17 protein-coding genes are annotated in these 24,396 nt (G+C 65.7%); 8 read left to right on the top strand and 9 right to left on the bottom strand.

All coding sequences use genetic code 11. The features are described from left to right. The 6 genes from AC1MCA_RS09260 to glyA are packed head-to-tail and all read right to left on the bottom strand — an operon-like array spanning window position 1 to window position 7,934. On the bottom strand, window positions 1-1,374 hold the full coding sequence (locus tag AC1MCA_RS09260) for an L-serine ammonia-lyase (RefSeq protein WP_479802893.1): 1,374 nt from the start codon (window positions 1,372-1,374) through the stop codon (window positions 1-3). Next, window positions 1,374-2,009 (bottom strand): sarcosine oxidase subunit gamma, encoded by a 636-nt coding sequence (locus AC1MCA_RS09255; RefSeq protein ID WP_108597904.1) that lies wholly within the window; start codon window positions 2,007-2,009, stop codon window positions 1,374-1,376. The genes AC1MCA_RS09260 and AC1MCA_RS09255 overlap by 1 nt, the downstream gene beginning before the upstream one ends. Then, window positions 2,002-4,944, bottom strand: a complete 2,943-nt coding sequence (locus AC1MCA_RS09250; protein ID WP_479802891.1) for a sarcosine oxidase subunit alpha family protein — start codon at window positions 4,942-4,944, stop codon at window positions 2,002-2,004. Before AC1MCA_RS09250 ends, AC1MCA_RS09255 begins: the two co-directional genes overlap by 8 nt. Then, entirely contained in the window at window positions 4,941-5,336 is a 396-nt protein-coding gene (locus AC1MCA_RS09245) for a sarcosine oxidase subunit delta (RefSeq protein WP_479802890.1), read from the bottom strand. Before AC1MCA_RS09245 ends, AC1MCA_RS09250 begins: the two co-directional genes overlap by 4 nt. A 40-nt stretch (window positions 5,337-5,376) precedes the next feature. Then, window positions 5,377-6,597 carry a sarcosine oxidase subunit beta family protein gene (locus AC1MCA_RS09240; RefSeq protein WP_479802888.1) on the bottom strand — a complete coding sequence of 407 codons (1,221 nt, stop codon included), beginning with the start codon at window positions 6,595-6,597 and terminating at the stop codon, window positions 5,377-5,379. Further along, window positions 6,594-7,934 (bottom strand): serine hydroxymethyltransferase, encoded by a 1,341-nt coding sequence (glyA, locus tag AC1MCA_RS09235; protein WP_479802886.1) that lies wholly within the window; start codon window positions 7,932-7,934, stop codon window positions 6,594-6,596. The genes AC1MCA_RS09240 and glyA overlap by 4 nt, the downstream gene beginning before the upstream one ends. A 157-nt stretch (window positions 7,935-8,091) precedes the next feature. Between glyA and AC1MCA_RS09230 the strand changes: the two genes are divergently transcribed. The 8 genes from AC1MCA_RS09230 (at window position 8,092) to AC1MCA_RS09195 (ending at window position 20,001) form a co-directional block, all read left to right on the top strand. Further along, window positions 8,092-8,763, top strand: a complete 672-nt coding sequence (locus tag AC1MCA_RS09230; RefSeq protein ID WP_108598101.1) for a GntR family transcriptional regulator — start codon at window positions 8,092-8,094, stop codon at window positions 8,761-8,763. A 248-nt stretch (window positions 8,764-9,011) separates the two neighbouring features. Beyond that, window positions 9,012-9,821 carry an IclR family transcriptional regulator gene (locus AC1MCA_RS09225; protein ID WP_108598104.1) on the top strand — a complete coding sequence of 270 codons (810 nt, stop codon included), beginning with the start codon at window positions 9,012-9,014 and terminating at the stop codon, window positions 9,819-9,821. 637 nt (window positions 9,822-10,458) lie between these two features. Next, entirely contained in the window at window positions 10,459-10,872 is a 414-nt protein-coding gene (locus AC1MCA_RS09220; protein ID WP_479802883.1) for a Rieske 2Fe-2S domain-containing protein, read from the top strand. Further along, window positions 10,863-12,794, top strand: coding sequence for a BCCT family transporter (locus AC1MCA_RS09215; protein WP_479802882.1), 1,932 nt, complete (start codon window positions 10,863-10,865; stop codon window positions 12,792-12,794). Before AC1MCA_RS09220 ends, AC1MCA_RS09215 begins: the two co-directional genes overlap by 10 nt. Next, the gene (gene purU, locus AC1MCA_RS09210; RefSeq protein ID WP_479802880.1) at window positions 12,791-13,723 is read left to right on the top strand and encodes a formyltetrahydrofolate deformylase; all 933 of its coding nucleotides are present in this window, start codon (window positions 12,791-12,793) and stop codon (window positions 13,721-13,723) included. Before AC1MCA_RS09215 ends, purU begins: the two co-directional genes overlap by 4 nt. A 33-nt stretch (window positions 13,724-13,756) precedes the next feature. After that, complete coding sequence (locus tag AC1MCA_RS09205) at window positions 13,757-16,264, top strand: GcvT family protein (RefSeq protein WP_479802878.1); 2,508 nt, start codon at window positions 13,757-13,759, stop codon at window positions 16,262-16,264. A gap of 273 nt (window positions 16,265-16,537) precedes the next feature. After that, on the top strand, window positions 16,538-18,163 hold the full coding sequence (locus tag AC1MCA_RS09200) for an HNH endonuclease signature motif containing protein (RefSeq protein WP_479802876.1): 1,626 nt from the start codon (window positions 16,538-16,540) through the stop codon (window positions 18,161-18,163). Window positions 18,164-18,303: 140 nt separating this feature from the next. Further along, window positions 18,304-20,001 (top strand): alkaline phosphatase D family protein, encoded by a 1,698-nt coding sequence (locus AC1MCA_RS09195; RefSeq protein WP_479802875.1) that lies wholly within the window; start codon window positions 18,304-18,306, stop codon window positions 19,999-20,001. On the opposite strand, the gene AC1MCA_RS09190 is transcribed toward AC1MCA_RS09195, so the two are convergent. From AC1MCA_RS09190 to AC1MCA_RS09180, 3 genes are read right to left on the bottom strand one after another with little or no spacing between them, the layout of a single operon-like run. Continuing rightward, a complete protein-coding gene (locus AC1MCA_RS09190; protein ID WP_479802873.1) occupies window positions 19,940-22,279 on the bottom strand; it encodes an FdhF/YdeP family oxidoreductase in 2,340 nt (779 codons plus the stop codon). The genes AC1MCA_RS09195 and AC1MCA_RS09190 overlap by 62 nt on opposite strands. 45 nt (window positions 22,280-22,324) lie before the next feature. Next, window positions 22,325-23,005, bottom strand: a complete 681-nt coding sequence (locus AC1MCA_RS09185) for an MBL fold metallo-hydrolase (RefSeq protein ID WP_479802871.1) — start codon at window positions 23,003-23,005, stop codon at window positions 22,325-22,327. Further along, window positions 23,005-24,108, bottom strand: coding sequence for an S-(hydroxymethyl)mycothiol dehydrogenase (locus AC1MCA_RS09180; protein WP_479802870.1), 1,104 nt, complete (start codon window positions 24,106-24,108; stop codon window positions 23,005-23,007). Before AC1MCA_RS09180 ends, AC1MCA_RS09185 begins: the two co-directional genes overlap by 1 nt. Window positions 24,109-24,396 lie beyond the last annotated feature (288 nt).

Here is a 24,396-nt window from a genome sequence, read left to right as displayed (position 1 = left end):
TCAGCACTCGATCACGTTCACGGCGAGGCCCCCGCGGGACGTCTCCTTGTATTTGGTCTTCATGTCCGCTCCTGTTTCGCGCATGGTTTTGATGGCTTTATCCAGCGATACCTTGTGGCTGCCGTCCCCGTGCAGGGACAGCCGCGCCGCGTTGATGGCTTTGACACTGGCAATGGCGTTCCGTTCGATGCAGGGAATCTGCACCAGGCCGCCCACAGGATCGCAGGTCAGCCCGAGGTTGTGCTCAATGCCCACCTCGGCGGCGTTTTCCACCTGCTCAGGTGTGCCACCGAGGACTTCGCACAGTCCGGCGGCGGCCATGGAGCAGGCCGATCCCACTTCGCCCTGGCAGCCCACTTCGGCGCCGGAAATGGAGGCATTGATCTTGAAGAGAATCCCGACGGCGGCCGCAGCCAGCAGGAAGCGCACCACACCGTCGTCGTCCGCTCCGGGAACGAACTTGACGTAGTAGTGCAGGACGGCGGGCACGATTCCGGCCGCACCGTTGGTGGGGGCGGTGACAATGCGCCCGCCGGCGGCGTTCTCCTCGTTGACGGCGAGGGCGAACAGGTTCACCCATTCCATCGCCCGGAGCGGATCGGTCACGCCGGTGTCCGCGGTCAGGGTCTGGAACAACGACGGCGCCCGGCGCCTGACGTTCAGGCCGCCGGGAAGGATCCCTTCCGCCGCGCAGCCGTTGTCGACGCATTCGCGCATGACGGCCCAGAGTTTCAGCAGCTTCTCGCGAAGCTCCGCCTCGGTGTGCCACATGAGCTCGTTGGCGAGCATCACGTCGGAGATGGACATGCCTTCCCGCTTGCAGATCGCCAGGAGTTCATCGGCGCTGCTGAAGGGGTAGGGCAGCACGGTATCGTCGGCTACCACCCGGTCCTCGCCCGCGGCGTCCCCGTCAACCACGAAGCCGCCCCCAATGGAATAGAAGCTCCGTTCGCTGAGCACGGCGCCGCTATGGTCCAATGCCCGGAACGTCATGCCGTTGGGGTGGGCCGGGAGGGACTTCCGGCGGTGCAGGACCACGTCCTCGTCCCAGTTGAAGTCCACCCGGTGGTCCCCGCCGATCCGGAGTTCGGCGTCGAGTGCTGCGGCAGCAACCTGGTCATCGGCGGTGGAGGTGTCCACCGTTTCCGGGTCCAGGCCCTGGAGTCCCAGGACCACTGCCTTGTCGGAGCCGTGGCCGCGCCCGGTGGCACCGAGGGAGCCGAACAGTTCTGCCTGGACCCGTGTGGTTGAGCTCAGCAGCCCACCGCCCTTGAGGCCGTCGGCGAACTGCTTCGCCGCCCGCATCGGGCCGACCGTGTGTGAGGACGACGGCCCGATGCCTACGGAGAAAAGGTCCAGGGCGCTGAGCGCCATCAGGGCACCTCGGGGGAAGCGTACTCCCTCATCGCATCCAGGAGCCACCGGCCCAGGAAGTCGGCGAAGGAGGCCCGGGGAAAGAGCCTGTAGCTTTCCTCCCCGGTCTTCTGGAGGACTACCGGGATGTTGCCAACCTCGGTGGCCAGGGCTGTTCCCGCGGTGAAACTGCGGGGGTGCAGGTCCAGGGCGCAGCCCTTTTCCAGGACCGCACGGGCGCGCGGGCCGGAGAGCTCGAACGTGGTGCGGTTGGCGGAGAGGTCCACCACCTGGCCCGGGGCTTCGCCCAGTGCTTCCACGAGGGAACCTATGAAGTTGCCGCCCAGGGAGTCGTGCGCCTGTTCCGGCGCCACCGCCATGAACTCGGAGGGCCCGAGCCAGAGGACGCTGATGCTGTCCGTTCCGGTCACGTCGCCGCAGCGTGCCGGCAGGCCGCCGGTCACGGCTGCGATCCGTGCGCCTTCTTCGGAGCGGGGGTCAACGCGGATCCCGGCCATGGTCTGGAAGGGGCCTTCGTTGAGGACCACCTTGCCCGGGACGGAGCCGGCCTCCAGTGCGGGGGCCAGGTGCGAGGCGGGGCTGCGGCGGATGTCCCGGAGTCCATTGATGCCAGTCAGTGCTGCTGTATTAGCCATCTTTGCGGGTCCCTTCGGGGTCAAAAAGTACGGTTTCGGCGATAACGACATCAAGCAGCTGGTCACCGGCGGCGGCCACGAGGGTCTCCCCGATGCGGTTGCGGCCGTTCTTGATCAGTGCCAGTCCAAAGGAGCGGCCCAGGGCGGCGCTGTGGTAGCTCGAGGTCACGAAGCCCTGCATGGGAACCGGACCGTAGGCGGGGGTGGTGGGGATCCCCTTTTCCACGAGCTGGGTGCCTTCCGGAAGCCGGAAGGAGCCGTCCACGGGAAGTACGCTGACAAGGTGCTTGCGGTCCTCGCGCTGGGCGTCGGCCCGGGCGTAGGAACGCTTGCCGATGAAGTCCTTGGCCTTGGAAACAATCCACTCCATGCCCGCATCCTGCGGGGTGACGGTGCCGTCGGTGTCCTGCCCGACGATCGGGTAGCCCTTTTCGGCGCGGAGCACGTGCATGGTCTCGGTGCCGTAGGGGGTGATGTTGAACTCGGCGCCTGCAGCCGCCACGGCCTCCCAGGTGTTCAGCCCGTACCAGGACGGCACGTTGATTTCGTAGGCCAGCTCACCGGAGAACGAGATCCGGCAGACCCGTGCCTGCACGCCGGAGGCGAGGGTGGTCTCGCGGAAGGTCATGAACGGGAAGGCTTCGGCCTCAAGGCCACCGTTGGCGGCGAGCTCGGGAGCGACCTTCGCCAGGACGGCGCGGGACTTGGGTCCGACGACGGCAATGGTGGACCACTGTTCGGTCACCGAGGTGCAGTGGACGTCCAGTTCCGGCCATTCGGTCTGCAGCCATTCTTCCAGCCAGTCCAGGACCTTTGCGGCGCCGCCGGTGGTGGTGGTCATGAAGTAGCGGTCGTCGTCGAGGCGCAGGGTCACGCCGTCGTCGAAGATCATGCCGTCTGCCATGCACATCACGCCGTAGCGGGCGGAACCCGGGGCGAGTTTCTTGAACGCGTTGGTGTAGATCCGGTTGAGGAACTCACCGGCGTCCTTGCCGCGGATTTCGATCTTGCCCAGGGTGGTGGCGTCCATGAAGCCCACGGAATCGCGGACGGCGGCGCATTCGCGCAGCACGGCTGCGTCCATGTCCTCCCCGGCCTGCGGGTAGTACCAGGGGCGCTTCCACTGTCCGACGTCCTCGAACAGGGCGCCCTTGGCGACGTGCCACGGGTGGATCGAGGTGACGCGGGCGGGGTCGAACAGTTCGCCGCGCTGGCGTCCGGCGAGTGCCGCGAACGCCACGGGGGTGAACGGTGCACGGTAGGTGGTGGTGCCGATGTCGCCGATGCCGCGGGAGGCTTCGCCGGCCGTGCGGAGTGCGGCGGCGATGACGCCGATCGCGTTGACGCCGGAGGTCTTGCCCTGGTCGTTGGCGGTGCTGATGGAGGTGTAGCGCTTGATGTGCTCCACGGACCGCATGCCGGCGCCGGTGGAACGCAGCACGTCAGCCACTGACTGGTCGCGCTGGAAGTCCACGAAGTGGTGGTGCCAGTCGTCCGGCGTGCCCTCCTGGCCCGGGACCAGCCACAGCTGCCGGGTCGGCGCGGAGGCCTTCGGCTCACCGAACGTGACCGGCTTTGTGGCGGATTCGAAGCCTGCTGCGATCGCTGCCGAAGCGCCGGCGGAGATGCCCTCGGCCAGGACGTCCGCCAGTTCGAAGCTGCCGCGGCCGGAGCCGATGGTCTGCTGGTTCGGGACCACGGTGCTCGGCACAAAAGCTGCCAGCTCGTCGTCCCAGCGCAGTTTGCCCTGGCGCTGGGAGTGGAGGTGCACCAGCGGGCTCCAGCCACCGGAAACTGCCAGCAGATCGCAGGCGATCTCTTCGACGCCGGAGGTGAGTTCGCCGTCGTCGTTGATGCTGCGGACGGTGACGGCGTTCAGCCGGCCGTCTTCACCCGCACCTGTGTTGGCGACGGCGCTGCCGATCAGCACGCGGGTGCCGGCTTCGACGGCGGCCGTAGCCACCGCGGTGAGCCGGGAACGGGCGTCGACGACGGCTGCTACCTTGACGCCGGCGGCGCGGAGGTCAGCGGCCAGGGCGTAGGCGCTGTCGTTGGTGGTGCTTATGACAACACGCTGCCCGGCTGCCACTGCGTAGCGGTTCAGGTAGCTGCGCACGGCGGAGGCGAGGATGATGCCCGGCCGGTCGTTGTTCTCGAAGACCAGCGGGCGTTCGTGGGCGCCGGGAGCCAGGACCACCTGCTTGGCACGGACGTGCCAGATGCGCTGCCGGGAGACGCCGGTGGCGGCCGGGCTGGACAGGTGGTCCGTGCGGTTCTGGACCGCGATGACGTAGTTGGCGTCGTAGGCGCCGAAGGCGGAGGTCCTGTTCAGGACGGTGGCCTCGGCTCCGGATACCAGTTCGGCTTCCACATCGGCAACCCATTCCAGCGCCGGCTTGCCTTCGATGGTCTCGGCCAGTTCAGGGGCGGTGGAGCCGGAGAGCAGCGATCCGCCGAGTTCGGGCTGGTCGTCCATGAGGATGACGCGGGCGCCGGTGCGGACTGCCTCACGGGCTGCGGCGAGGCCGGCGGGGCCGCCGCCGATGACCAGGACGTCGGTGTGGACGTACTTCTTGTCGTATTCGGCGTGGTCTTCCTCCGGGTCCAGCTTGCCCAGGCCGTTGAGCAGTTCCGCCTTCAGGCCGTCCACCAGGGTGACGGTGGTGGCGGGGAGCATGGACTCTGCGACGTCGCCGGGGAAGCGCGGGGAGATCTTGACCATCGCGTTGGATTCCTCCACGCCGGCGGACATGATGCCGCGGGCGCGGTCCTCGTAGAGCGAGTTGCCGGCGGCGATGCGGCCGTTGGCGATCAGGGCCGAGGCGAGGGTGTCGCCGGGGTGGCCCGTGAATTCCTCGCCGTCCACGGTGAATCGCCAGGAGATGGTGCGGTCGATGCGTCCGCCGGAGGCGAGGCGGGCGTTCTGGGAAGTCACTTGGTTGCTCCCTTCGGGGCGGTGGTGCTGGTGCCGGAGATGCTGGGTGCGGCGTTCCCGGTGGTGGTGCTGTCAGCGGCGGTGCTGGCAGTGCCTGATTCGGGTGCCGCCTTGACCGTCAGGTCAGGCCGGGGCGTGCCCATCGGGTAGATCGCCTGGATGTCGTAGGTGACGGTGTCGCGGAGCATGTTGAACCACTGGCGGCAGCCGGTGCTGTGCAGCCAACGCTCGGCGAAGATGCCCTTGGGGTTGTCCCGGTAGAACAGGAAGTGTGCCCATTCCTTGTCGTTCAGCTCGTTCGGGTTCTCCGGGTAGGCCACGTGGGCCTGGCCGCCGTAATGGAACTCGGTCTCGTCGCGCGAGCCGCAGTTGGGGCATGCGATAAGCAGCATGTGCGTCTTCTTTCTCTGTGTTCAGGGTCGCCGGCGGCGGCTAGTGGGCGACGGCGGCTGCGCCGTGTTCGTCGATGAGGGCTCCGGTTTCGAAGCGTTCCAGCGCGAACGGCTTGTTCAGCTGGTGCGGTGTGCCGGTGGCGATGTTGTGGGCGAAGGTGAGGCCGGCAGCCGGGGTGGCCTTGAATCCGCCGGTGCCCCAGCCGCAGTTCACGAACATGTTCTCCACGGGGGTGTTGCCCACGATGGGGGAAGCGTCCAGGGTGGTGTCCACGATGCCGCCCCAGGTCCGGAGCACGTGGGCCCGGGCAAAGATGGGGAAGAGCTCGACGGCGGCTGCCATCTGGTGCTCGATCACGTGGAAGGACCCGCGCTGACCGTAGCCGTTGTAGGAGTCCACGCCGGCGCCCATGACCAGTTCGCCCTTGTGGGCCTGGGAAACGTAGACGTGCACGTGGTTGGACATGACCACCGTGGGGTGGACCGGTTCGTGCAGCTCGGAGACCAGCGCCTGGAGCGGATGGGACTGGATGGGAAGCTCGAAGCCGGCCATTTCGGCCAGGACCGAGCTGTGCCCGGCCGCAGCCAGGCCAACCTTTTCGGTGTTGATGGTGCCGCGGTTGGTCTTGACGCCGGTGACCCGGTTGCCGTCCTTGATGAAGCCGGTGACTTCGCAGTTCTGGATGATGTCCACGCCCATTTCGTCGCACTTGCGGGCGAAGGCCCAGGCCACGTGGTCGTGCTTGGCGATGCCTGCGCGCGGCTGGTAGGTGGCACCCATGACGGGGTAGCGGATGTTGTCGTTGATGTTCAGGATGGGGCAGAGTTCCTTGACCTGCTTGGGGTCCAGCCACTCCGCGTCCACGCCGTTGAGCTTGTTCGCTCCCACCCGGCGCATGCTTTCACGTACGTCGCCGAGTGTGTGGGCGAGGTTCATCACGCCGCGCTGGCTGAACAGGAAGTCGTATTCGAGTTCCTCGGGCAGGATTTCCCAGAGCTTGAGGGCGTGCTCGTAGATGGCGGCGCTCTCGTCCCAGAGGTAGTTGGAACGGATGATGGTGGTGTTCCGGGCCATGTTGCCGCCGGCGAGCCAGCCCTTTTCAAGGACGGCGATGTTGGTCATGCCGTGGTTCTTGGCCAGGAAGTATGCCGTGGCCAGGCCGTGCCCGCCGCCGCCCACAATTACGGCGTCGTAGGAGGACTTGGGCTCCGGGTTGCGCCAGAGGAAATCCGGGTGCTCGGGAAGCTGTTGGGTGTTCACTTGGCTGCTCCAATCAGGTCTGCTTCGAAGGCGGCAACGTCGGTGCCTTCATTGAGGTGGGGGTAGAGGGGGAACTGGTCGGCAAGGGCCGTGACCCGGGCGCGGAGTTCGACGACGGTCTGGTCACCAATGGTGCCGGTGCCGGCAGCGGCGATGAGCGCCGTCGCGATGACGTCTGCAACCTCGGTGAATTCCGCGGCGCCGAAGCCGCGGGTTGCCAGCGCCGGAGTGCCGATCCGGAGTCCCGAGGAAACCATCGGCGGGCGGGGGTCGAACGGGACAGCGTTGCGGTTGACCGTGATGCCGATCCGGTGCAGGGCGTCTTCGGCCTGCTGGCCGTCCAGCTCGGAGTTGCGGAGGTCAACCAGGATCAGGTGCACGTCGGTACCGCCGTTGACCACGGAGATGCCTGCAGCGGCCACGTCGTCCTGAAGGAGGCGTGCGGCCAGCAGCTTGGAGCCCTGCAGGACGCGTTCCTGGCGTTCCTTGAACTCCGGGGAGCCTGCGAGTTTGAAAGCCACGGCCTTGGCGGCGATCACATGCTCGAGCGGGCCGCCCTGCTGGCCGGGGAACACTGCGCTGTTGATCTTCTTGGCGTACTGCTCTTTGGCGAGGATGACGCCGCCACGGGGGCCGCCGAGGGTTTTGTGAGTGGTGGTGGTGACGACGTCGGCGTAAGGCACCGGGTTGGGGTGCAGGCCGGCGGCCACGAGGCCGGCGAAGTGGGCCATGTCCACCATCAGGTAGGCGCCCACGAGGTCGGCGATGCGGCGGAACTCGGCGAAGTCGAGCTGGCGCGAGTAGGCGGACCAGCCAGCGACGATCAGCTTGGGCCGGTGTTCCAGCGCCAGGGCCTCGACTTCGGCCATATCAATCCGGAGGTCGGATTCGCGGACGTGGTACGGAACCACGTTGTAGAGCTTGCCGGAGAAGTTGATCTTCATGCCGTGGGTCAGGTGGCCGCCGTGCGCCAGGTTCAGGCCCATGATGGTATCGCCCGGGTTCAGCAGGGCGAACATGGCGGCGGCGTTGGCCTGCGCGCCGGAGTGCGGCTGGACGTTCGCGTATTCTGCGCCGAACAGGGCCTTGACCCGGTCGATGGCCAGCTGCTCGATCACATCAACGTGCTCGCAGCCACCGTAGTAGCGCTTGCCCGGGTAGCCCTCGGCGTACTTGTTGGTCAGGACTGAGCCCTGCGCCTCCATGACTGCGGAGGGGGCGAAATTCTCCGAGGCGATCATTTCCAGGGTGGACTGCTGGCGGCCCAGCTCATTGGCGATGGCCTGCTGGACCTCGGGATCGACTACGGAAAGTCGCTCGTTCAACTGCTCAACCACGGATGCTCCTTTTGAAATACCACTGTTGCATTGACTGATATATCAGTGTGAGGTCAATGGTATGATTGGAATCACAGTGAGTCAAGGGCGGGGAGCAAAGTGGCACAACGCTTCCGCTTGCGGCTCCGAAATTGAGTCTGAAGAACGGAGTGGCGCCTTGCACGCATTTCCTGCCCTTCCCCCTGCCGAGGGCGAAGTATTGTCCCAGGCGGAGGCCGCCTACCGTCAGCTGCGCGACAAACTGATCATGCTCGAGATCCGTCCCGGCGAGCCCATCAATGACGGACAGCTCGCGGCTGAACTTGGCTTCGGCCGCACTCCCGTGCGCGAGGCCATCAAACGGCTCGAGGTGGACCACCTGGTGGTCTCGTACCCGCGCCGGGGCACATTCGCCACCATCGTTGACATCACCGAACTCGCCGACGTGTCGGATATACGAGAGCTATTGGAACCGCTCGCTGCCCGGCGTGCTGCGATCAACGCCAGTGACGAGATGCGTGCAGAAATCCGGTCCGTTGCGGAAGCCATCGCGGGCATGGACACCAAACCTGCCGACAAGCGCGAGCTCATGCGCTACGACCTCACCGTGCACCGGCTGATCTACCGTGCCGCCGGCAACCGCCATTTGGAAGACTCGCTCATCCGCTACGACAACCTGGCCACGCGCATCTGGTGCCTGGTCCTGGACAAGGTGCCGTCGGTTGCGGGCCACATCACCGAGCACGTGCGGTTGCTCGAGGCAGTGGCCGACGGCGATGCGGAACTCGCGGGAAAGCTGGCACTGGAGCACGTGTCCAGTTTCGAGAAGACCATCCGCAAGGTGCTTTAAGCGCTTTCCCGTTCCCGGCTACCGACGCGGATCAAAGAGCCTCGGGCACCGCATGCCCCGTGAAGAGATCCGCCTTGCAGCATCACTGATTTCAGGGACAAACGGCCCTGTTGGTGTACTGCGGGACCCGAGTGCCCGCGCCCTTGCGGACAAACGGCATAGGATCGAAATGGTGAACTGACCGGGAGGAAGCTTCAGGCGGCCGTTTGGCGGGTAAGCAAGCCGCAAATGACTTGAGGGTATGGATGATGGCTTCGAACAATGACCGCGAATCCGACGTCGACGCGGAGACCGGCCAGCATGGCGGCGTCCAGTCAGTGGACCGGGCCCTTGCGGTCCTGGAGATCCTCGCGCGCGATGGCCATGCCGGCGTGAGTGATATCGCCGAGGAGATGGGCATCCACAAGTCCACCGTCTCCAGGCTGCTGGGTTCGCTGGTGAGCAGGGAAATGGTCCACCAGAACAGCGATCGCGGAAAGTACCAGCTCGGCTTCGGTATCCTTCGGCTGGCGAGCTCCATTCCCGGCAGATTGAGCCTGGTCCGGGAGGCCCGCCAGGTTATGGAGAGCCTGGCGGACCAGTTCAAGGAGACCGTGAACCTCGCAGTCCTGCGCTCCAATTACGCGGTGAACGTCGACCAGGCGATGGGGCCGTCGACCCTCGCAACGTATGACTGGGTGGGCAGCCTGACCCCGCTTCACGCCACCTCCAGCGGGAAGGTCCTGCTTGCGGCACTGTCTGCGGATGACCGGGACCGGATCCTGAAAGAGACCGGGCTGCCCGCACGCACTCCGCGGACCATCACCAACCGGGGAAAGCTGGAGAACGAGCTGATCAAGGTGGCCAGGGACGGCTACGGCGTTACCCTCGAGGAATTCGAAATCGGGATCAACTCCATGTCCGTCCCCGTATACAACCACCTCGGAACGGTCGTTGGCGCCATCAGTATCTCCGGCCCGGCCTTCCGCTTCGACCCCGAAAAGGAGCCGGGGCTGGTGGAGGGCATCAAGGAAGCGGGTCTTCAAGTGAGCGCAAAGATGGGCTACACCGGGCGGTAAACGCAGGAACGCCCGGACGGGAGCCCGGCGAGTGCCGGTGCTCGCACCGCGAGGCTCCGCCGCCACGTGGTGAAGAGCTTCAGCTGGTTCAGGCCGAGAACCGCCACCGGGACTTCCTGCGGTAGTCGACGGCAAGGCAGCTGTGGGTGTGCCGACGCCACCCGCCTTAAATTCCAGCCTGCCCTAGACATCGGAACTGCCCGCGAGCTGCAGTTTGACCCCGTACTGGTTGACCGGAAATAGTGCGTTTTGGCTGGCGGCGGCCCGCCTTCGGTATTCAGCAGAGCCCCAATGGCTCGGGCGGCGCGTCCCAAGGCGCCTGTCCAGTTCAGCTAACGCGCCCGCGCGGGCGGCGGAAAGACCTGCCAGGAAGGCTCATGCACTCGCTGGCATCTGCACTAAAGCGACCTCTTTCAATTGCTTCTTGCGCAACAGCAAGCGCTATATGAAACAGAGGGAGCGAGGTCACCGTCGTTGTCAAGGGCTGTGCAATATCGGCCCCGCGTGCAGCCATAGAAGAAAAAACCCTTGACAACCTCAAGGGACGGGGCGCACTCTGTTGCTTATTGCGATGGTCGTTGTTCATGACGGAACTCGATCTCCCGGCAGACGCCGCACCAACTATGCAGGATCCCCGATGAAAGAAGAGGCCCATATGCACAAGGCATGCCCCTTCAGTGAACTTGCTCCCGGGAAAGCAATTCGTCTGAACACATCACCTCCCCTCGCCGTCTTCCACACGAAGGCAGGCGGAATATCTGCGCCCGACGGCATGTGCACCCACCAGGGCTCATCCGTGGCCGATGGCTGGGTTGAGGACCGCTCGGTGGATGGCCCCCTCCATTCCTCCGGGTTCACCCTCCGCACAGGAAGCGTCGACGCCCCGCCGGCCAACCTGCCGGTCCGCTCGCATGAAGTAACAGTGATCGACGGCGACATCATGATCACCGAATCAACGGAAGCCCCCAACCTTCCGCCACGCCTGACGGTGGACGGCCACGTCCGGCACCAGCGCATGAATCCGAACCAAAGGACCTGCTCATGGCTTTGAACAGCGACATCCGTCAGGACGGCAACCCTGCTGCCGAGCCCGACATCACTCCCGCATCCTTCGACCCGCTCGCCGAGGCGGAGGACACCGAACAGATCATGCACGAACTCCGCCAGACGAAAGCCGAACAGGCCGTTGCCGGGCGGCGGAACCGCAAGCTGACCCTTGATAAAACCACGTTCGGCATTACTGGCGTGCTCGCCCTGGCGTTCGTGGCCTGGGGTTTCCTCGGCCGTGACAGCCTGTCCGCCACCTCAACCCTCGCCCTCGACTGGGTGATGGAGTACACGGGCTGGCTGTTTATGGTCCTGGCCTCATTGTTTGTTGTTTTCGTCCTGTGGCTGGCCCTCGGCAAGTGGGGAAACATCCCCCTTGGCAAAGACGGGGAGAAACCCGAGTTCCGGACGGTTTCGTGGGTTGCCATGATGTTTGCCGCCGGTATGGGCATTGGCCTGATGTTCTACGGCGTAGCCGAGCCGCTTTACCACTACATCTCCCCGCCCCCCGGTACCGTGGACGGAAGGACTCCTGCGGCAATCCAGACCGCCATGGCCACCTCCATCTTCCACTGGACCCTGCACCCGTGGGCGATGTACGCCGTCGTCGGAATCGCCATGGCATACGGCACCTACCGCCTGGGCCGCAGGCAGCTGATCTCCGCAGCCTTCACCTCCCTCTTCGGCATCAGGACGGTGGAAGGCCCTGTCGGAAAGTTCATCAACATCCTGGCCATCTTCGCGACACTCTTCGGCACGGCCGCTTCCCTGGGCCTCGGTGCCCTGCAGATCGGCAGCGGACTGACCTCAAACGGCTGGATGGGCGAGATCGGCACACCCGTACTGGTCGCCATCGTTGCCATCCTGACTGCCTGTTTCGTGGCCTCGGCAGTGTCCGGGATCAGCCGCGGCATCCAGTGGCTGTCCAACATCAACATGGTCCTGGCCGTGCTCCTGGCACTCATCGTCTTCATCGCCGGGCCCACGCTCTTCATCCTCAACCTCATCCCCGCTGCCGTGGGGGACTACGCCCGTGACCTTGCCGAGATGGCGTCCCGCACCGAGGCAGTGGGGGACGAGTCCCTCCGCACCTGGATGTCCGGCTGGACCATCTTCTACTGGGCATGGTGGGTTTCCTGGACACCCTTTGTGGGAATGTTCATCGCCCGGATCAGCCGCGGCCGCACCATCCGCCAGTTCGTCACCGGCGTGCTGCTGGTCCCCAGCCTGGTCAGCGTGATCTGGTTCGGAATCTTCGGCGGCACCGCCTTCCACGTCCAGCAGGAGGCCGACAAGGCGAACCAGCCAGGGCTGGTGGACATGAGCAGCGGTTCGCCGTCCGTCAACTTCGACGGCGCGCTGTTCGACCTGGTGAAGAACCTGTCCATGCCGGACTGGCTGACCGCAGCCGTCATTGTCCTGGCGATGGTCCTGGTGGGGATCTTCTTCGTCACTGGTGCCGACTCGGCATCCCTGATCATGGGGTCCCTGAGCTCGAACGGTTCCTCCGAACCCAAGCGCGGGCTGGTCATCTTCTGGGGTCTCCTCACCGGAGCTGTGGCGGCTGTGATGCTGCTGGCCGGCGGCGACAAACCATCGGAAGCGCTGGCCGGCCTGCAACGCATCACCATCGTGGCGGCCCTGCCGTTCGTGCTGGTCATGCTGCTGCTGTGCTTTGCGCTCGTCAAGGATCTGCGCCGGGACCCGCTTTCACTCCGACGCCGGCTTGCCGACTCGGTGGTCGAACGCGCCATCCGTGACGGTGTTGACCAGCATGGCGGAGTCCAGTTCGACCTCGTGACCAGGCATGAATGCGGCGACCGCTGTTTGGCAGACGGCCGCTGCCCCGGGGATGCCACCAACACCGGCTCCATCGCCGCCGTTACTGCCACCAAGCCCACACCAGCACCTCAGGAGAACCCATGACCACTGTCATCGAAAGCCGCCCGGCGCACAGTTCCACCGCTGTGGCCGGTGCCGTAACAGCAGCCGCCAAGACCCGTCCCGCTGAATTTGTCCTCACCTTGTCCTGCCCCGAGCAGCCCGGCATCGTCCGGGCAGTGACTGCCTTCCTGGCCGACCGCGGCTTCGACATCGTGGAGCACAAACAGTTCGACGACCACGTCAGCGGCAACCTGTACCTGAGAACTGCCTTCACGGGCGGCGGTGCCGACGAGCTCAGCCAACAGGTTCTTGCAGCCGAGTTCGCGTCCATAGCAAGTGAGTTCGGCATGGAGTTCACCATCCATGACGGCAGGCCCCAGCGGCTCCTGGTGATGGTCTCAAAGTTCGGGCACTGCCTCAATGACCTCATCTTCCGGTGGCAGGCGGGAAGCCTCGGTGCGGAGATCGCCGTCGTGGTTTCCAACCACGAGGACCTCCGCCCCATGGCGGAGGCCGCTGGCCTGACCTTTATCCACGTTCCGGTCACCGCCGCAACCAAGCCCGAGGCGGAGGCCCGGCTGCTTGAACTGGTGGCAGAGTACAATGCGGACCTCGTGGTCCTGGCCCGTTATATGCAGGTTCTGTCCAACGAGCTGTGCACCAGCCTCCGCGGCCGCGCCATCAACATCCACCACTCATTCCTGCCCGGCTTCAAGGGCGCCAAGCCCTACCACCAGGCGTACGACCGTGGGGTGAAGCTCGTCGGCGCCACGGCGCACTACGTGACCGCCGACCTTGACGAGGGTCCCATCATCGAGCAGGAAGTCTTCCGGGTGGACCACAGCCTTGACGCGGATGCCCTGGTCACGGTGGGCCGGGATGCCGAAACGCAGGCGCTGTCCCGGGCCGTGAAGTGGCACTGCCAGCACCGCGTCCTGCTTAACAACACCCGCACCGTCGTCTTCCGCTAACGCAAACGCCAAGCAAAACCAGGAGAAACACTTATGAGCGCATCACCACGCGTTGTCATCATCGGCGCCGGCATCGTTGGCACCAACCTCGCGGACGAACTCGCCACCCGCGGCTGGACCAACATCACGGTGGTGGAACAGGGTCCGTTGGAGCTGGCCGGCGGCTCCACCTCGCACGCCCCCGGCCTGGTCTTCCAGACGAACCCGTCCAAGACCATGACCGAATTTGCCAGCTACACCGTGGACAAGCTGCTCTCCCTCAGCGCGGACGGCATCTCCTGTTTCAACCAGGTGGGCGGGCTGGAACTGGCCACCACCGAAGCGCGGCTGCAGGACCTCAACCGGAAGCTCGGCTACGCCACCTCCTGGGGCATCGAAGGCCGGATCATCGACGCCGACGAGTGTGAGAAGCACTATCCGCTGCTTAACACCGGCGCGCTCGCTGACGGCCGACGGATCCTGGGCGGCCTCCTGGTGCCCTCCGACGGCCTGGCATCGGCCGCCCGCGCCGTGCAGCTGCTGATCGCGAAGGCACGTGCAGCAGGCGTGGCCTTCCGCGGTTCCACCGCGGTGACCGGCATCGAGCAGTCGGGCGGGAAGGTCACCGGCGTCGAAACGGCCGACGGCGTGATCCCGGCGGACATCGTGGTGTCCTGTGCAGGCTTCTGGGGCCGCGAACTCGGCAAGATGGTGGGCCTGAAGGTTCCGCTGCTGCCGCTGGCCCACCAGTACGTGAAGACCACCCCGCTGGACGAACTGCGCGGCGTCAACGACCTTCCCAACGGGGCCACCAAGCCCATCCTGCGCTACCAGGACCGCGATCTCTATTTCCGCGAACACGGCAACCGGATCGGGATCGGCAGCTACGCCCACAAGCCATTGCCGGTGGACATGGAGCGGCTGCCCCGCGTCGGCGCGGAGGACATGTCCGATCACAACATGCCGTCCCGCCTGGACTTCACGCTGGAGGACTTCGCGCCCTCCTGGGAGGACTGCCAGGACCTGCTGCCGGCCCTGCACAAAACGCAGATTGACGACGGCTTCAACGGAATCTTCTCCTTCACCCCCGACGGCGGTCCGCTGATGGGGGAGGCGCCCGACCTCAAGGGCTTCTTTGTGGCCGAGGCCGTCTGGGTCACCCACTCGGCGGGCGTGGCCAAGGCCATGGCCGAGCTGCTGGTCGAAGGGCAGTCCCGCACAGACCTGCACGGCTGCGAGCTGACCCGCTTCGAGGAAGTCCAGACGTCCGATCAGTACGTCAGCGAGACCTCCCAGCAGAACTTCGTGGAAATCTACGACATCCTGCACCCGCTGCAGCCCAAGGAATCCCCGCGGGACCTGCGCGTCGCCCCGTTCAACGTCCGCCAAAAGGAGCTCGGCGCATTCTTCCTGGAGTCCGCCGCCTGGGAACGTCCGCACTGGTTCGAGGCCAACCGCAGCCTCCTTGCCGAGCTTCCGGAAGAGTGGCAGCCGCCGCAGCGGGACGAGTGGGCCGGAATGTTCTCGTCCCCCATCTCCGCAGCTGAAGCGTGGAAGACGCGCACCGCCGTCGGGCTCTACGACATGACGCCGCTCAAGCGGCTGTCAGTGGTTGGGCCTGGTGCGCAGGCGCTGCTTCACAGGCTCAGCACGGGCAATATCGCCAAGAAGCCGGGCGCCGTGACGTACTGCCTGCTTCTGGCGGACGACGGCGGCATCCTCAGCGATGTGACCGTGGCGCGTTTGGCGGAGGAAGAGTTCCAGCTGGGCGTGAACAGCAACGTGGACTTTGACTACCTCCGGGTGGAGGCCCGTCAGCAGTCGGCCGCGGATCCTGCCCAGTGGGTGCACGTCTCGGACATCACCGGCAGCACCTGCTGCATCGGGCTGTGGGGGCCGCTTGCCCGCGAAGTGATCGGCAAGGTCAGTTCTGATGACCTGACCAACGACGGGCTCAAGTACTTCCGCACCAAGCAAATTTCGGTGGGCGGCATTCCTGTCACGGCCATGCGGCTCTCTTACGTGGGGGAGCTCGGCTGGGAGCTGTACACCACGGCCGAGTACGGGCTGAAGCTCTGGGACCTGCTGTTCGAGGCGGGCCGGGAGCACGGCATCATCGCAGCTGGCCGTGGCGCGTTCAACAGCATGCGCCTCGAGAAGGGCTACCGGCTCTGGGGCACGGACATGACCTCCGAGCACCACCCGTACGAGTCGGGCCTGGGCTTCTCGGTGGCCAAGGACAAGACCGGCTTTGTGGGCGCTGAGGCATTGATCGCCCGGAAGGAGCAGCCCGCCACCCGCGCGCTGCGGTGCCTGACGGTCGACGACGGGACGTCCATCGTGCTGGGCAAGGAACCGGTGTACGTGGCCGGTTCCGCGGTTGGTTATGTCACGAGCGCCGCCTACGGTTACTCGGTCCGCAAGCCGCTCGCGTACGCCTGGCTGCCGGCTTCGGTTTCGGTCGGGGATTCGGTGGAAATCGAGTACTTCGGGAAGCGCATCGCCGCCACCGTGACGGCCGAGCCACTGTTCGATCCGGGCATGGACCGCCTGCGCGGCTAAGCTGCCCTTTCCGCGGGCCCGCTGGTGTCTCCTTGTGGGGACTCTTTGGGCCCGGGGGAAGCGGCCTGGTAGCCGTACGTTCCTGCCCGGTTGCTTACTGAAATGCCCGGTGCGTCCACGGACGCGCCGGGCTTTTCTGCGCTTTCTTCCGGTTCTTCGGGGCCGGGACTAAATGGGCGTGAGCGCACGGCAGCAACTTCGCCTTTTCGCTCACCTCGACTCTTCCCCTCGGCCTGCCGCGTTATTGTCAGACCCACCTGTGATGATGAATTCATGGGAACAAGCGCGGTGGTGGCGGAGGCTTTTGCGGCTATCAATGCCGGCTTCGCTGTGCTTGCTGCCGTGGTCACCGACGCCCGTGTTGGAGCAGCAGCCGCCGGGCCGGATTCGGGTGCTGATCCTGCGGCCTGCCTGGCCGAAGACTGCCTTCAGATCCTCTCCCGGGTCGCTGAATCGGAGCCGCGGCTGGCCGCCGTGAAGGCCCTCGCCGCCGCCAAATACTTCGAAACTGCGGCGTTGATCGCCGGGCCCCTAACCGTCCCCGGGGACGCTGCAGTGCAGGAGATGGCGGTCCGGGCAGAAGTCGCCTGTGTCCTGACCATCGGCGAGCGGGCCGCGGGTTCGCTCCTGCACCACTCCCTGATGCTGACCACCAGGCTGCCGCTGACCCTGGCCGCCCTGCGGGACGGCTCCCTGTCCTGGCAGCACGCCCGGGTCATGGTCGAGGAAGCGGACACCCTTGACCCGGCAGGTGCCGCGGCGTTGGAGACACACTTCCTGGACCCGGGCCCGGAGGCCCCGGATGCCGCCCGGGCCTGCACCGCGGGTCAGATGCCGGCGTCCCGGTTCCGGCACAAGGCTCGCACCTGGCGGGAACGCCACCATGCCGAGAGTATCGAGGAACGCCACGCCAAGGGTGTCCTGGACCGCCGGGTCCAGTACTGCCCGGACCAGGACGGGATGGCCTGGATCACCGCCTACCTCCCCGCAGATCAGGCAGTGGCGATCTGGAACCGCACCACCGCGATCGCCCGCGGCCTGCAAGGGCCTGATGAGTCGCGCACCCTCACCCAGCTCCGCGCCGACACGTTCGCCAAGGCCCTGCTCAGCAGCGGGATCGCGCTCAACGCCACGGCCCTCGACAACACCGGGGCCCTGGCCAACACCGGGACCCCGATCAACACCTGGAACGAGTCCGGCAGCGGGGAAGAGTCCAGCAGCGGGGAAGGCCGCAATGCCAGCGGCGGTGAAGCGGTGAATCCGGGCAAGGTCCCCACCCCGCGGGCCCAGGTCCTGGTCACCGTCCCGGTTTTCGCCCTGCTCGGCGTCACCGGTGAACCCGCGATGCTCGACGGGTACGGCCCGATCCCGGCATCGATGGCCCGGGACCTCCTGGCCAACGGGGCCGAATCCTTCTACCGGGTCCTCGTGGACCCCCGCGACGGGGCACCACTGGAGATCGGCCGGACCAGCTACCGCCTCACCAAAGCCATGAAACACGCCCTTCAGCTCCGGGACGGCAAATGCACCTTCCCCGGCTGCAACAACCAGTCCCTGGACAACGACACCGACCACCTCACCGCCTGGGCCCACGGCGGAACCACCGGCATCAGCAACCTGGCCCAACTCTGCCCCAAACACCACAAACTCAAACACAACAGCGGCTGGACACCCTCCACCGCCGCCAGAAACCAATCCCCCGGCTGGACCTCACCCACCGGCAGGCACTACAAAGCCGAACCCCACGACTGGGAACCACCCCACTGGCCCCAAAAACCCGAAACACAGCGCAAACCCGAACCGGGCCACGGCTCCGGCTCGGGCCACCCCGACTTCATCCACACCGGCCTCTCCCTCGGAGAGGACGGCTTTGAACGGTTCCTCCACTCCGCCGTCTAGAACCGCCAGAGACGGAGTGGCCGCGTTCGATGGCTGTGCCTTGGAAACACCGCGAGCTCAACGGCCAGCACTTCTCCGGTTTGTGGTCTACTTTGGCGCTGCCCATGGTTGCCGGGGGCCGGAACGGGTACAACTAAGTCATGACGACGTCACCCCTGGTCCTTGGCCCCATGATGCGGTACGTCGATGAGACCTCTGCCAGCATCTGGGTGGAAACCCGGGATGACTCCCACGTCACGGTCCACGCCGGAGGCCAGAGCTGGACGGCCCGCACCTTCGCCGTGCATGGACATCACTACGCCTTGGTGGAGGCGGCCGGGCTGGAGCCGGGAGCGGTGCTGCCCTACACCCTTGAAATCGACGGAACCCAGTGCTGGCCTGAGCCCGCATCCGGGTTTCCGCCGCCGGTGATCGCGGCGCTGAAGCCCGGAAAGCCGCTGCGCATGGCCTACGGCTCCTGCCGCACCAGTGTCCCGCACGACAAATCCGGCAACCGGACCCACGGGGTCGACTCACTCCGGGCCTTCGCCTTGGGGATGGCCTCCGGTGATGTGCTCCCCTGGCCGGATCTGGTGGCCTTCCTCGGGGACCAGGTGTACGCCGACCTGACCAGCGACGAGATGCAGGAGTTCATTCGAGCGCGGCGCGACATCGAGGCGCCGCCGGGGGAGGAGCTCAAAGACTACGAGGAATACGCCCACCTATACTTCCTGGCCTGGTCCGATCCGGCCAACAGATGGCTGCTGTCCACCCTGCCCAGTGCAATGATCTTCGATGACCATGACATCCGCGATGACTGGAACACGTCCCTGAGCTGGAAGAAGGAAATGGAGGCCACGTCCTGGTGGCACGGGCGGATCGTGGCGGGGCTGGCCTCGTATTGGGTCTATCAGCACTTGGGGAACCTGTCACCCAAGGAACGGGACGAGGATCCCATCTGGCGGCAGATCGCCGGCCACACAGGTGAGGCCGAACTCGATCTCAGTACAGCGCTGGATAGTTTTGCGGACCGGGCCGATCAGGAACCGGAATCGTACCGTTGGAGTTACTGCCGGGATATCGGCGACACACGGCTGCTTGTGGTGGACTCGCGCGCCGCCAGGAACCTGGCCCCGGACAACCGTGCCCTGCTGGACAAGAATGAAATGGCCTGGCTTGACGGCCGGATGCGGGGTGATTGCCGGCACCTGCTCGTAGCCACTTCGCTGCCGTTCCTGCTGCCGATGGGACTGCACTACGTGGAATCCTGGGATGAGGCCATTTCCCAGGGCGCATGGGGAAACCGTGCCGCCAGGGCCGGCGAGAAAGTACGCCAGGCGGTGGACCTTGAGCACTGGGGCGCCTTCCAGAACAGCTTCCATCAGGTGGCGGACATGGTCGCCGAGGTGGCCGATGGCAGACGCGGCACCGCACCGGAAACCATCACGTTCCTCTCCGGGGACGTCCACTACTCCTACGTTGCGGAGGTGGAGCGCGATTCCGGCAGCCGCATCATGCAGGCCGTCTGCTCCCCGATCCGTAACCCCCTGCCCCGGTTGATGAGGTCCTTCGCCGCCGTGATGTCCTACGGGGTGGCCGCCCCGATCGGTGCGTTGGTGGCGCGCTCAGCGAAGGTGCCGGACCCGCCGTTCCGCTGGAAGCGGGTCAAGGGTCCCTGGTTCACCAACAACCTGGCCTGCCTCGAAGTTGCCCCGGAGGGGCTGCACCTGTGGTGGCAGACCGGCGTGGTCAGCGGCGGTGACGAGATGCATCCCAGGCTCGAACGTGTGGCGTCCCTTACCGTGGCTCCGCGGAGCTCCCAGGAGCGTGCGGCACAAAGCGGACGAACATTGCCTTGAAGCCGGGGGTGTTGGATTCCCTGGCCACGTTCTCCTTGTGCACCAGGGCGTTGGCTTCGGGGAAGTACGCGGCGGCGCAGCCCTTCGCCGTCGGGTAGGCCACCAGACGGAACTTGTCCGCCTGCCGGTCGTGGCCGCGGAACGTGCTCACCACGTCCACAAGGTCCCTGTCCTGGAAGCCGAGTTCAACCAGATCGTCAGGATGGATGAGGATGACGCGGCGGCCGCCGGAGATGCCGCGGTAGCGGTCATCCAGGCCGTAGAAGGTGGTGTTGTACTGGTCGTGGCTGCGGATGGTCTGTAGGACCAGGTGCCCGGCGGGCGGGGTGAGGTACTCCAGCGGGCTGACGGTGAACCGGCCACGGCCGATGTCTGTGTTGAAGGACCGGGTGTCGCGTGGGGGGTTGGGCAGCACGAATCCGTTTTTGGTCCGGACGCGGGTGTTGAAGTCCTCGAAGCCGGGCAGTGTCCGTTCGATGTGGTCCCGGATCACGTCGTAGTCCTCAGCCATCGCTTTCCAGTTGACCTGGTGGTCCGGACCAAAGGTGGCTTCGGCCATGCGGGCGACGATGACGGGTTCGGCGAGCAGGTGTTCGGAGACCGGGGTGAGCCTGCCCTGGGTGGAGTGGACCACGGACATGGAGTCTTCCACGGAGAGGAACTGGGCGCCGGTGGGGTGTTTGTCGTCCTTGTCGGTCCGGCCGAGGGTGGGCAGGATCAGCGACGTGCGGCCGTGCACGATGTGGGAGCGGTTGGGCTTGGTGGAGATGTGCACGGTCAGCCCGATCCGCTGCATCCCCGCCTCGAGGGTTTCAGTGTCCGAGCAGGCAAGGGAGAAGTTCCCGCCCATCGAGACGAAGACGTCCACCTCGTCGCGTTCGAACGCTTCCATCGCTTCGACCGCGTCATGGCCGTGGTGCCGGGGGGAGGTGATCCCGAACTCGGCGTCGAGGGCGGCGAGCAGGGGTTCTTTGGGTTTTTCCCAGATGCCCATGGTCCGGTCGCCCTGGACGTTGGAGTGTCCGCGGACCGGGCAGGCGCCGGCGCCGGGCTTGCCGAAGTTGCCCTGCAGGAGCAGGACGTTGACCATTTCCTTGATGGTGTCCACCGAGTGCGGCTGCTGCGTGACCCCCAGGGCCCAGCAGAAAATCGTGGCTTTGGACGTGATGAGCATGCCGGCGACGGTTTCGATCTGGGCGCGGGTCAGGCCGGTCGCCTTCTCCGTCTCGGCCCAGTCCAGCACCTGGCGGGCATCGGCGTAGGCGTCGAAACCGTCGGTCTGGGCGTCAACAAAGGAGCGGTCGACGACGGCGCCGGGGTTGCGTGCCTCTTCGGCCAGGAGGAGGTGGCCGAGGGCCTGGAACAGGGCCAGGTCCCCGCCGACCTTGATCTGAAGGTACTCATCCGCCAGTGGCGTGCCGCCGCCGACGACGCCGGAGACGGTCTGGGGGTCCTTGAAGTTGAACAGGCCGGCCTCGGGGAGCGGGTTGACCGCGACGACTTTGCCGCCGTTGTCTTTGCACTCCTTCAGCGCCGAGAGCATGCGGGGGTGGTTGGTGCCCGGGTTTTGCCCGACCACAAAAATGAGTTCGGAATCGTGGATGTCTTCCAGGGACACAGTGCCCTTGCCGATGCCGATGGTTGGGTTCAGCGCGGACCCGGAGGATTCGTGGCACATGTTGGAGCAGTCCGGGAGGTTGTTCGTGCCCAGGGCCCGGGCAAACAGCTGGTACATGAACGCGGTCTCGTTCGCAGTCCGGCCCGAGGTGTAGAACACGCACCGGTCCGCACTGCTGGCGCGGATGTGCTCCCCGACCAGGCCGAACGCGTCAGCCCAGGAAATCGGCGAGTAATGGGAGTCGCCCTCGCGGATGACCACCGGTTCGCTGAGCCGGCCCTGGTTCCCCAGCCAGTACTCGGTTTTCGACGACAGCTCGGCAATCGAGTGTTTGGCCCAGAACTCGGCGCCGACGGTGCGCAGGGTGTTTTCCTCAGCAACGGCCTTCGCGCCGTTCTCGCAGAACTCCGCGGCCTTGCGCTTGGTGGCCGATTCCGGCCATGCGCAGCCCGGGCAGTCAAACCCGCCCTGCTGGTTCAGGCGCAGCAGCGACTGCGCCGTCCGGGTCACCCCGGCCTGCGCCACCGCCCGCTCCAACGCCACCATCACAGCCTTCACCCCGGCCGCTTTCGTCTTGGGCTCATGGACCGCGAGGTCATCCTCATTGATGTCCGCCACCGGGGCGGGCTGCTTCCCGAACTTCACTGAACCGACCTTCATTGGACTGCTTTCACTTCGATCACACGGAGCTTTACTGCACGCGGCTTACGGCGCAGGACTGACGACACAAACTTCTACTGCACGGGACTTACTGGGCTGATCGGCTGGATGATCCAGCTTCGCCAACGTTTCCCGCTCCGCACCAATAGTGGTGTTGTCGCCATGGCCGGTGCGGACCACAGTCTCCGGAGGGAGGGACAGCAGACGTTCCCGGATGGAAGCAACGATAGTGGGGTAGTCGCTGTAGGACCTGCCCGTGGCACCCGGACCGCCATTGAACAGCGTATCGCCCGTGAACACCGTTCCTTCGCCCGCCAGCAGGAAGCAGGTAGATCCCGGGGAGTGGCCCGGGGTGTGGAGGGCTCTCAGGGTGGCACCACCCACGTGGAACTCATCGCCGTCGGTAAGGAACCGGTCAGGCGTGGTGCCGGGGTAGACCTGCTCCCACAGCATGAGGTCCTCGGGGTGCAGATAAATTGGCGCGCCAACTGCCGCGGCAACTTCACGCGCGGCCCCGATGTGGTCGTTGTGCGCGTGGGTCAGCAGGATGGCAAGGACTTTCCGGTCACGCACCTGGCCGATGATCGCGGCGGCGTCGTGCGGCGAATCGATGATCACGCATTCCGCCCCGTTCCCCACGATCCAGACGTTGTTGTCCACATCCCAGGTGCCGCCGTCGAGCGAAAAAGTGCCCGAGGTGACAAGGTTCTCGATGGTGACGCCCATCAGGAGTCCACCGCCGCGGGAAGTTCAACCACTGAGCGGAGGACCTTGCCCTCGTGCATTTTCGCGAACGCCTCCTCCACCTGGTCGATGGTGATCCGCTCGGTCACAAACGCGTCCAGGTCCAGGTTGCCCTGTTTGTAGTGGGCCACCAGCATCGGGAAGTCGCGGGAGGGCAGACAGTCGCCGTACCAGGAGGACTTCAGCGAACCGCCCCGGCCGAAGACGTCCAGCAGCGGCAGTTCGAGCTTCATATCCGGCGTCGGGACGCCCACCAGGACCACGCGGCCGGCCAGATCGCGGGCGTAGAACGCCTGCTTGTACGTTTCGGGGCGTCCGACGGCGTCAATCACCACGTCCGCTCCGTTGCCGCCCGTGAGGGCCCGGATGGCCTCGATGGGATCTTCCTTGCTGGAATCCACGCCGTGGGTGGCTCCCAGGGAAGTGGCCATGGCCACTTTGTTGGCGTCGATGTCCACCGCGATGATGGTGGTGGCCCCGGCAAGCTTGGCGCCGGCGATAGCTGCGATGCCCACGCCGCCGCAGCCGATCACGGCTACGGATTCGCCGCGCTTGACCTCACCGGTGTTGATCGCGGCTCCGATGCCGGCCATGACTCCGCAGCCGAGCAGGCCGACGGCGGCGGCATCGACGTCGTCGTCAATTTTGGTGCACTGGCCGGCGGCGACGAGGGTCTTTTCGGCGAACGCGCCGATGCCCAGTGCGGGGGAGAGTTCCGTGCCGTCCTCAAGCGTCATCTTCTGGGTGGCGTTGTGGGTGTTGAAACAATACTGCGGCTGGCCCTTGGCACACGCCCGGCATTCGCCGCACACGGCCCGCCAGTTCAGGATCACCCGGTCCCCGGGGGACACCTCGGTGACGCCGGGACCGACGGCGCTGACCACGCCGGTGGCCTCATGGCCGAGCAGGATGGGGAAATCGTCGGTGATGCCGCCCTGCTTGTAGTGGAGATCGGTGTGGCAGACCCCGCAGGTGAGGATGTCCACCAGCGCCTCGCCCGGGCCCGGATCCGGCACCAGGATGGTTTCCACCGAAACCGTAGCGTTCTTTTCCTTGGCGATTACTGCCTTGACCTTGTGAACCATCTGGCGGTGTTCCTTTCCTGGGGCCCGGAGCCCCGCGGACGCGAGGGTATTTCATTGCGCATTACACAACACGACGCGCAATGCGCGTACTCGAAATATGTCAGCCAGTGCAGGCCGAGTCAATAGAACGCGGAAGTTCTACATCGCCGACGTCGGGTGAGGCGTGAATGGATAGTGCTGCCCGCTGTGCAACACAATCGCTCCTGCTGCAACTAATGCCGGCCGGGCCATGAGGCCGCGCCCTACCTGCCGGTAGTTCAAGGCACCTTCCGTGTGTTCACAAGCCGG

It is taken from the genome of Arthrobacter sp. BK1 (assembly GCF_056680055.1).
This window is presented reverse-complemented; position numbering and strand designations above follow the sequence as displayed.

Bases quoted from the DNA above. Each gene is read 5' to 3' on its own strand.
- AC1MCA_RS09260 (WP_479802893.1), bottom strand. From the start codon at position 1,374: ATGGCGCTCAGCGCCCTGGACCTTTTCTCCGTAGGCATCGGGCCGTCG.
- AC1MCA_RS09255 (WP_108597904.1), bottom strand. From the start codon at position 2,009: ATGGCTAATACAGCAGCACTGACTGGCATCAATGGACTCCGGGACATC.
- AC1MCA_RS09245 (WP_479802890.1), bottom strand. From the start codon at position 5,336: ATGCTGCTTATCGCATGCCCCAACTGCGGCTCGCGCGACGAGACCGAG.
- AC1MCA_RS09225 (WP_108598104.1), top strand. From the start codon at position 9,012: ATGGCTTCGAACAATGACCGCGAATCCGACGTCGACGCGGAGACCGGC.
- AC1MCA_RS09220 (WP_479802883.1), top strand. From the start codon at position 10,459: ATGAAAGAAGAGGCCCATATGCACAAGGCATGCCCCTTCAGTGAACTT.
- AC1MCA_RS09215 (WP_479802882.1), top strand. From the start codon at position 10,863: ATGGCTTTGAACAGCGACATCCGTCAGGACGGCAACCCTGCTGCCGAG.
- purU (WP_479802880.1), top strand. From the start codon at position 12,791: ATGACCACTGTCATCGAAAGCCGCCCGGCGCACAGTTCCACCGCTGTG.
- AC1MCA_RS09205 (WP_479802878.1), top strand. From the start codon at position 13,757: ATGAGCGCATCACCACGCGTTGTCATCATCGGCGCCGGCATCGTTGGC.
- AC1MCA_RS09200 (WP_479802876.1), top strand. From the start codon at position 16,538: ATGGGAACAAGCGCGGTGGTGGCGGAGGCTTTTGCGGCTATCAATGCC.
- AC1MCA_RS09195 (WP_479802875.1), top strand. From the start codon at position 18,304: ATGACGACGTCACCCCTGGTCCTTGGCCCCATGATGCGGTACGTCGAT.
- AC1MCA_RS09190 (WP_479802873.1), bottom strand. From the start codon at position 22,279: ATGAAGGTCGGTTCAGTGAAGTTCGGGAAGCAGCCCGCCCCGGTGGCG.
- AC1MCA_RS09185 (WP_479802871.1), bottom strand. From the start codon at position 23,005: ATGGGCGTCACCATCGAGAACCTTGTCACCTCGGGCACTTTTTCGCTC.
- AC1MCA_RS09180 (WP_479802870.1), bottom strand. From the start codon at position 24,108: ATGGTTCACAAGGTCAAGGCAGTAATCGCCAAGGAAAAGAACGCTACG.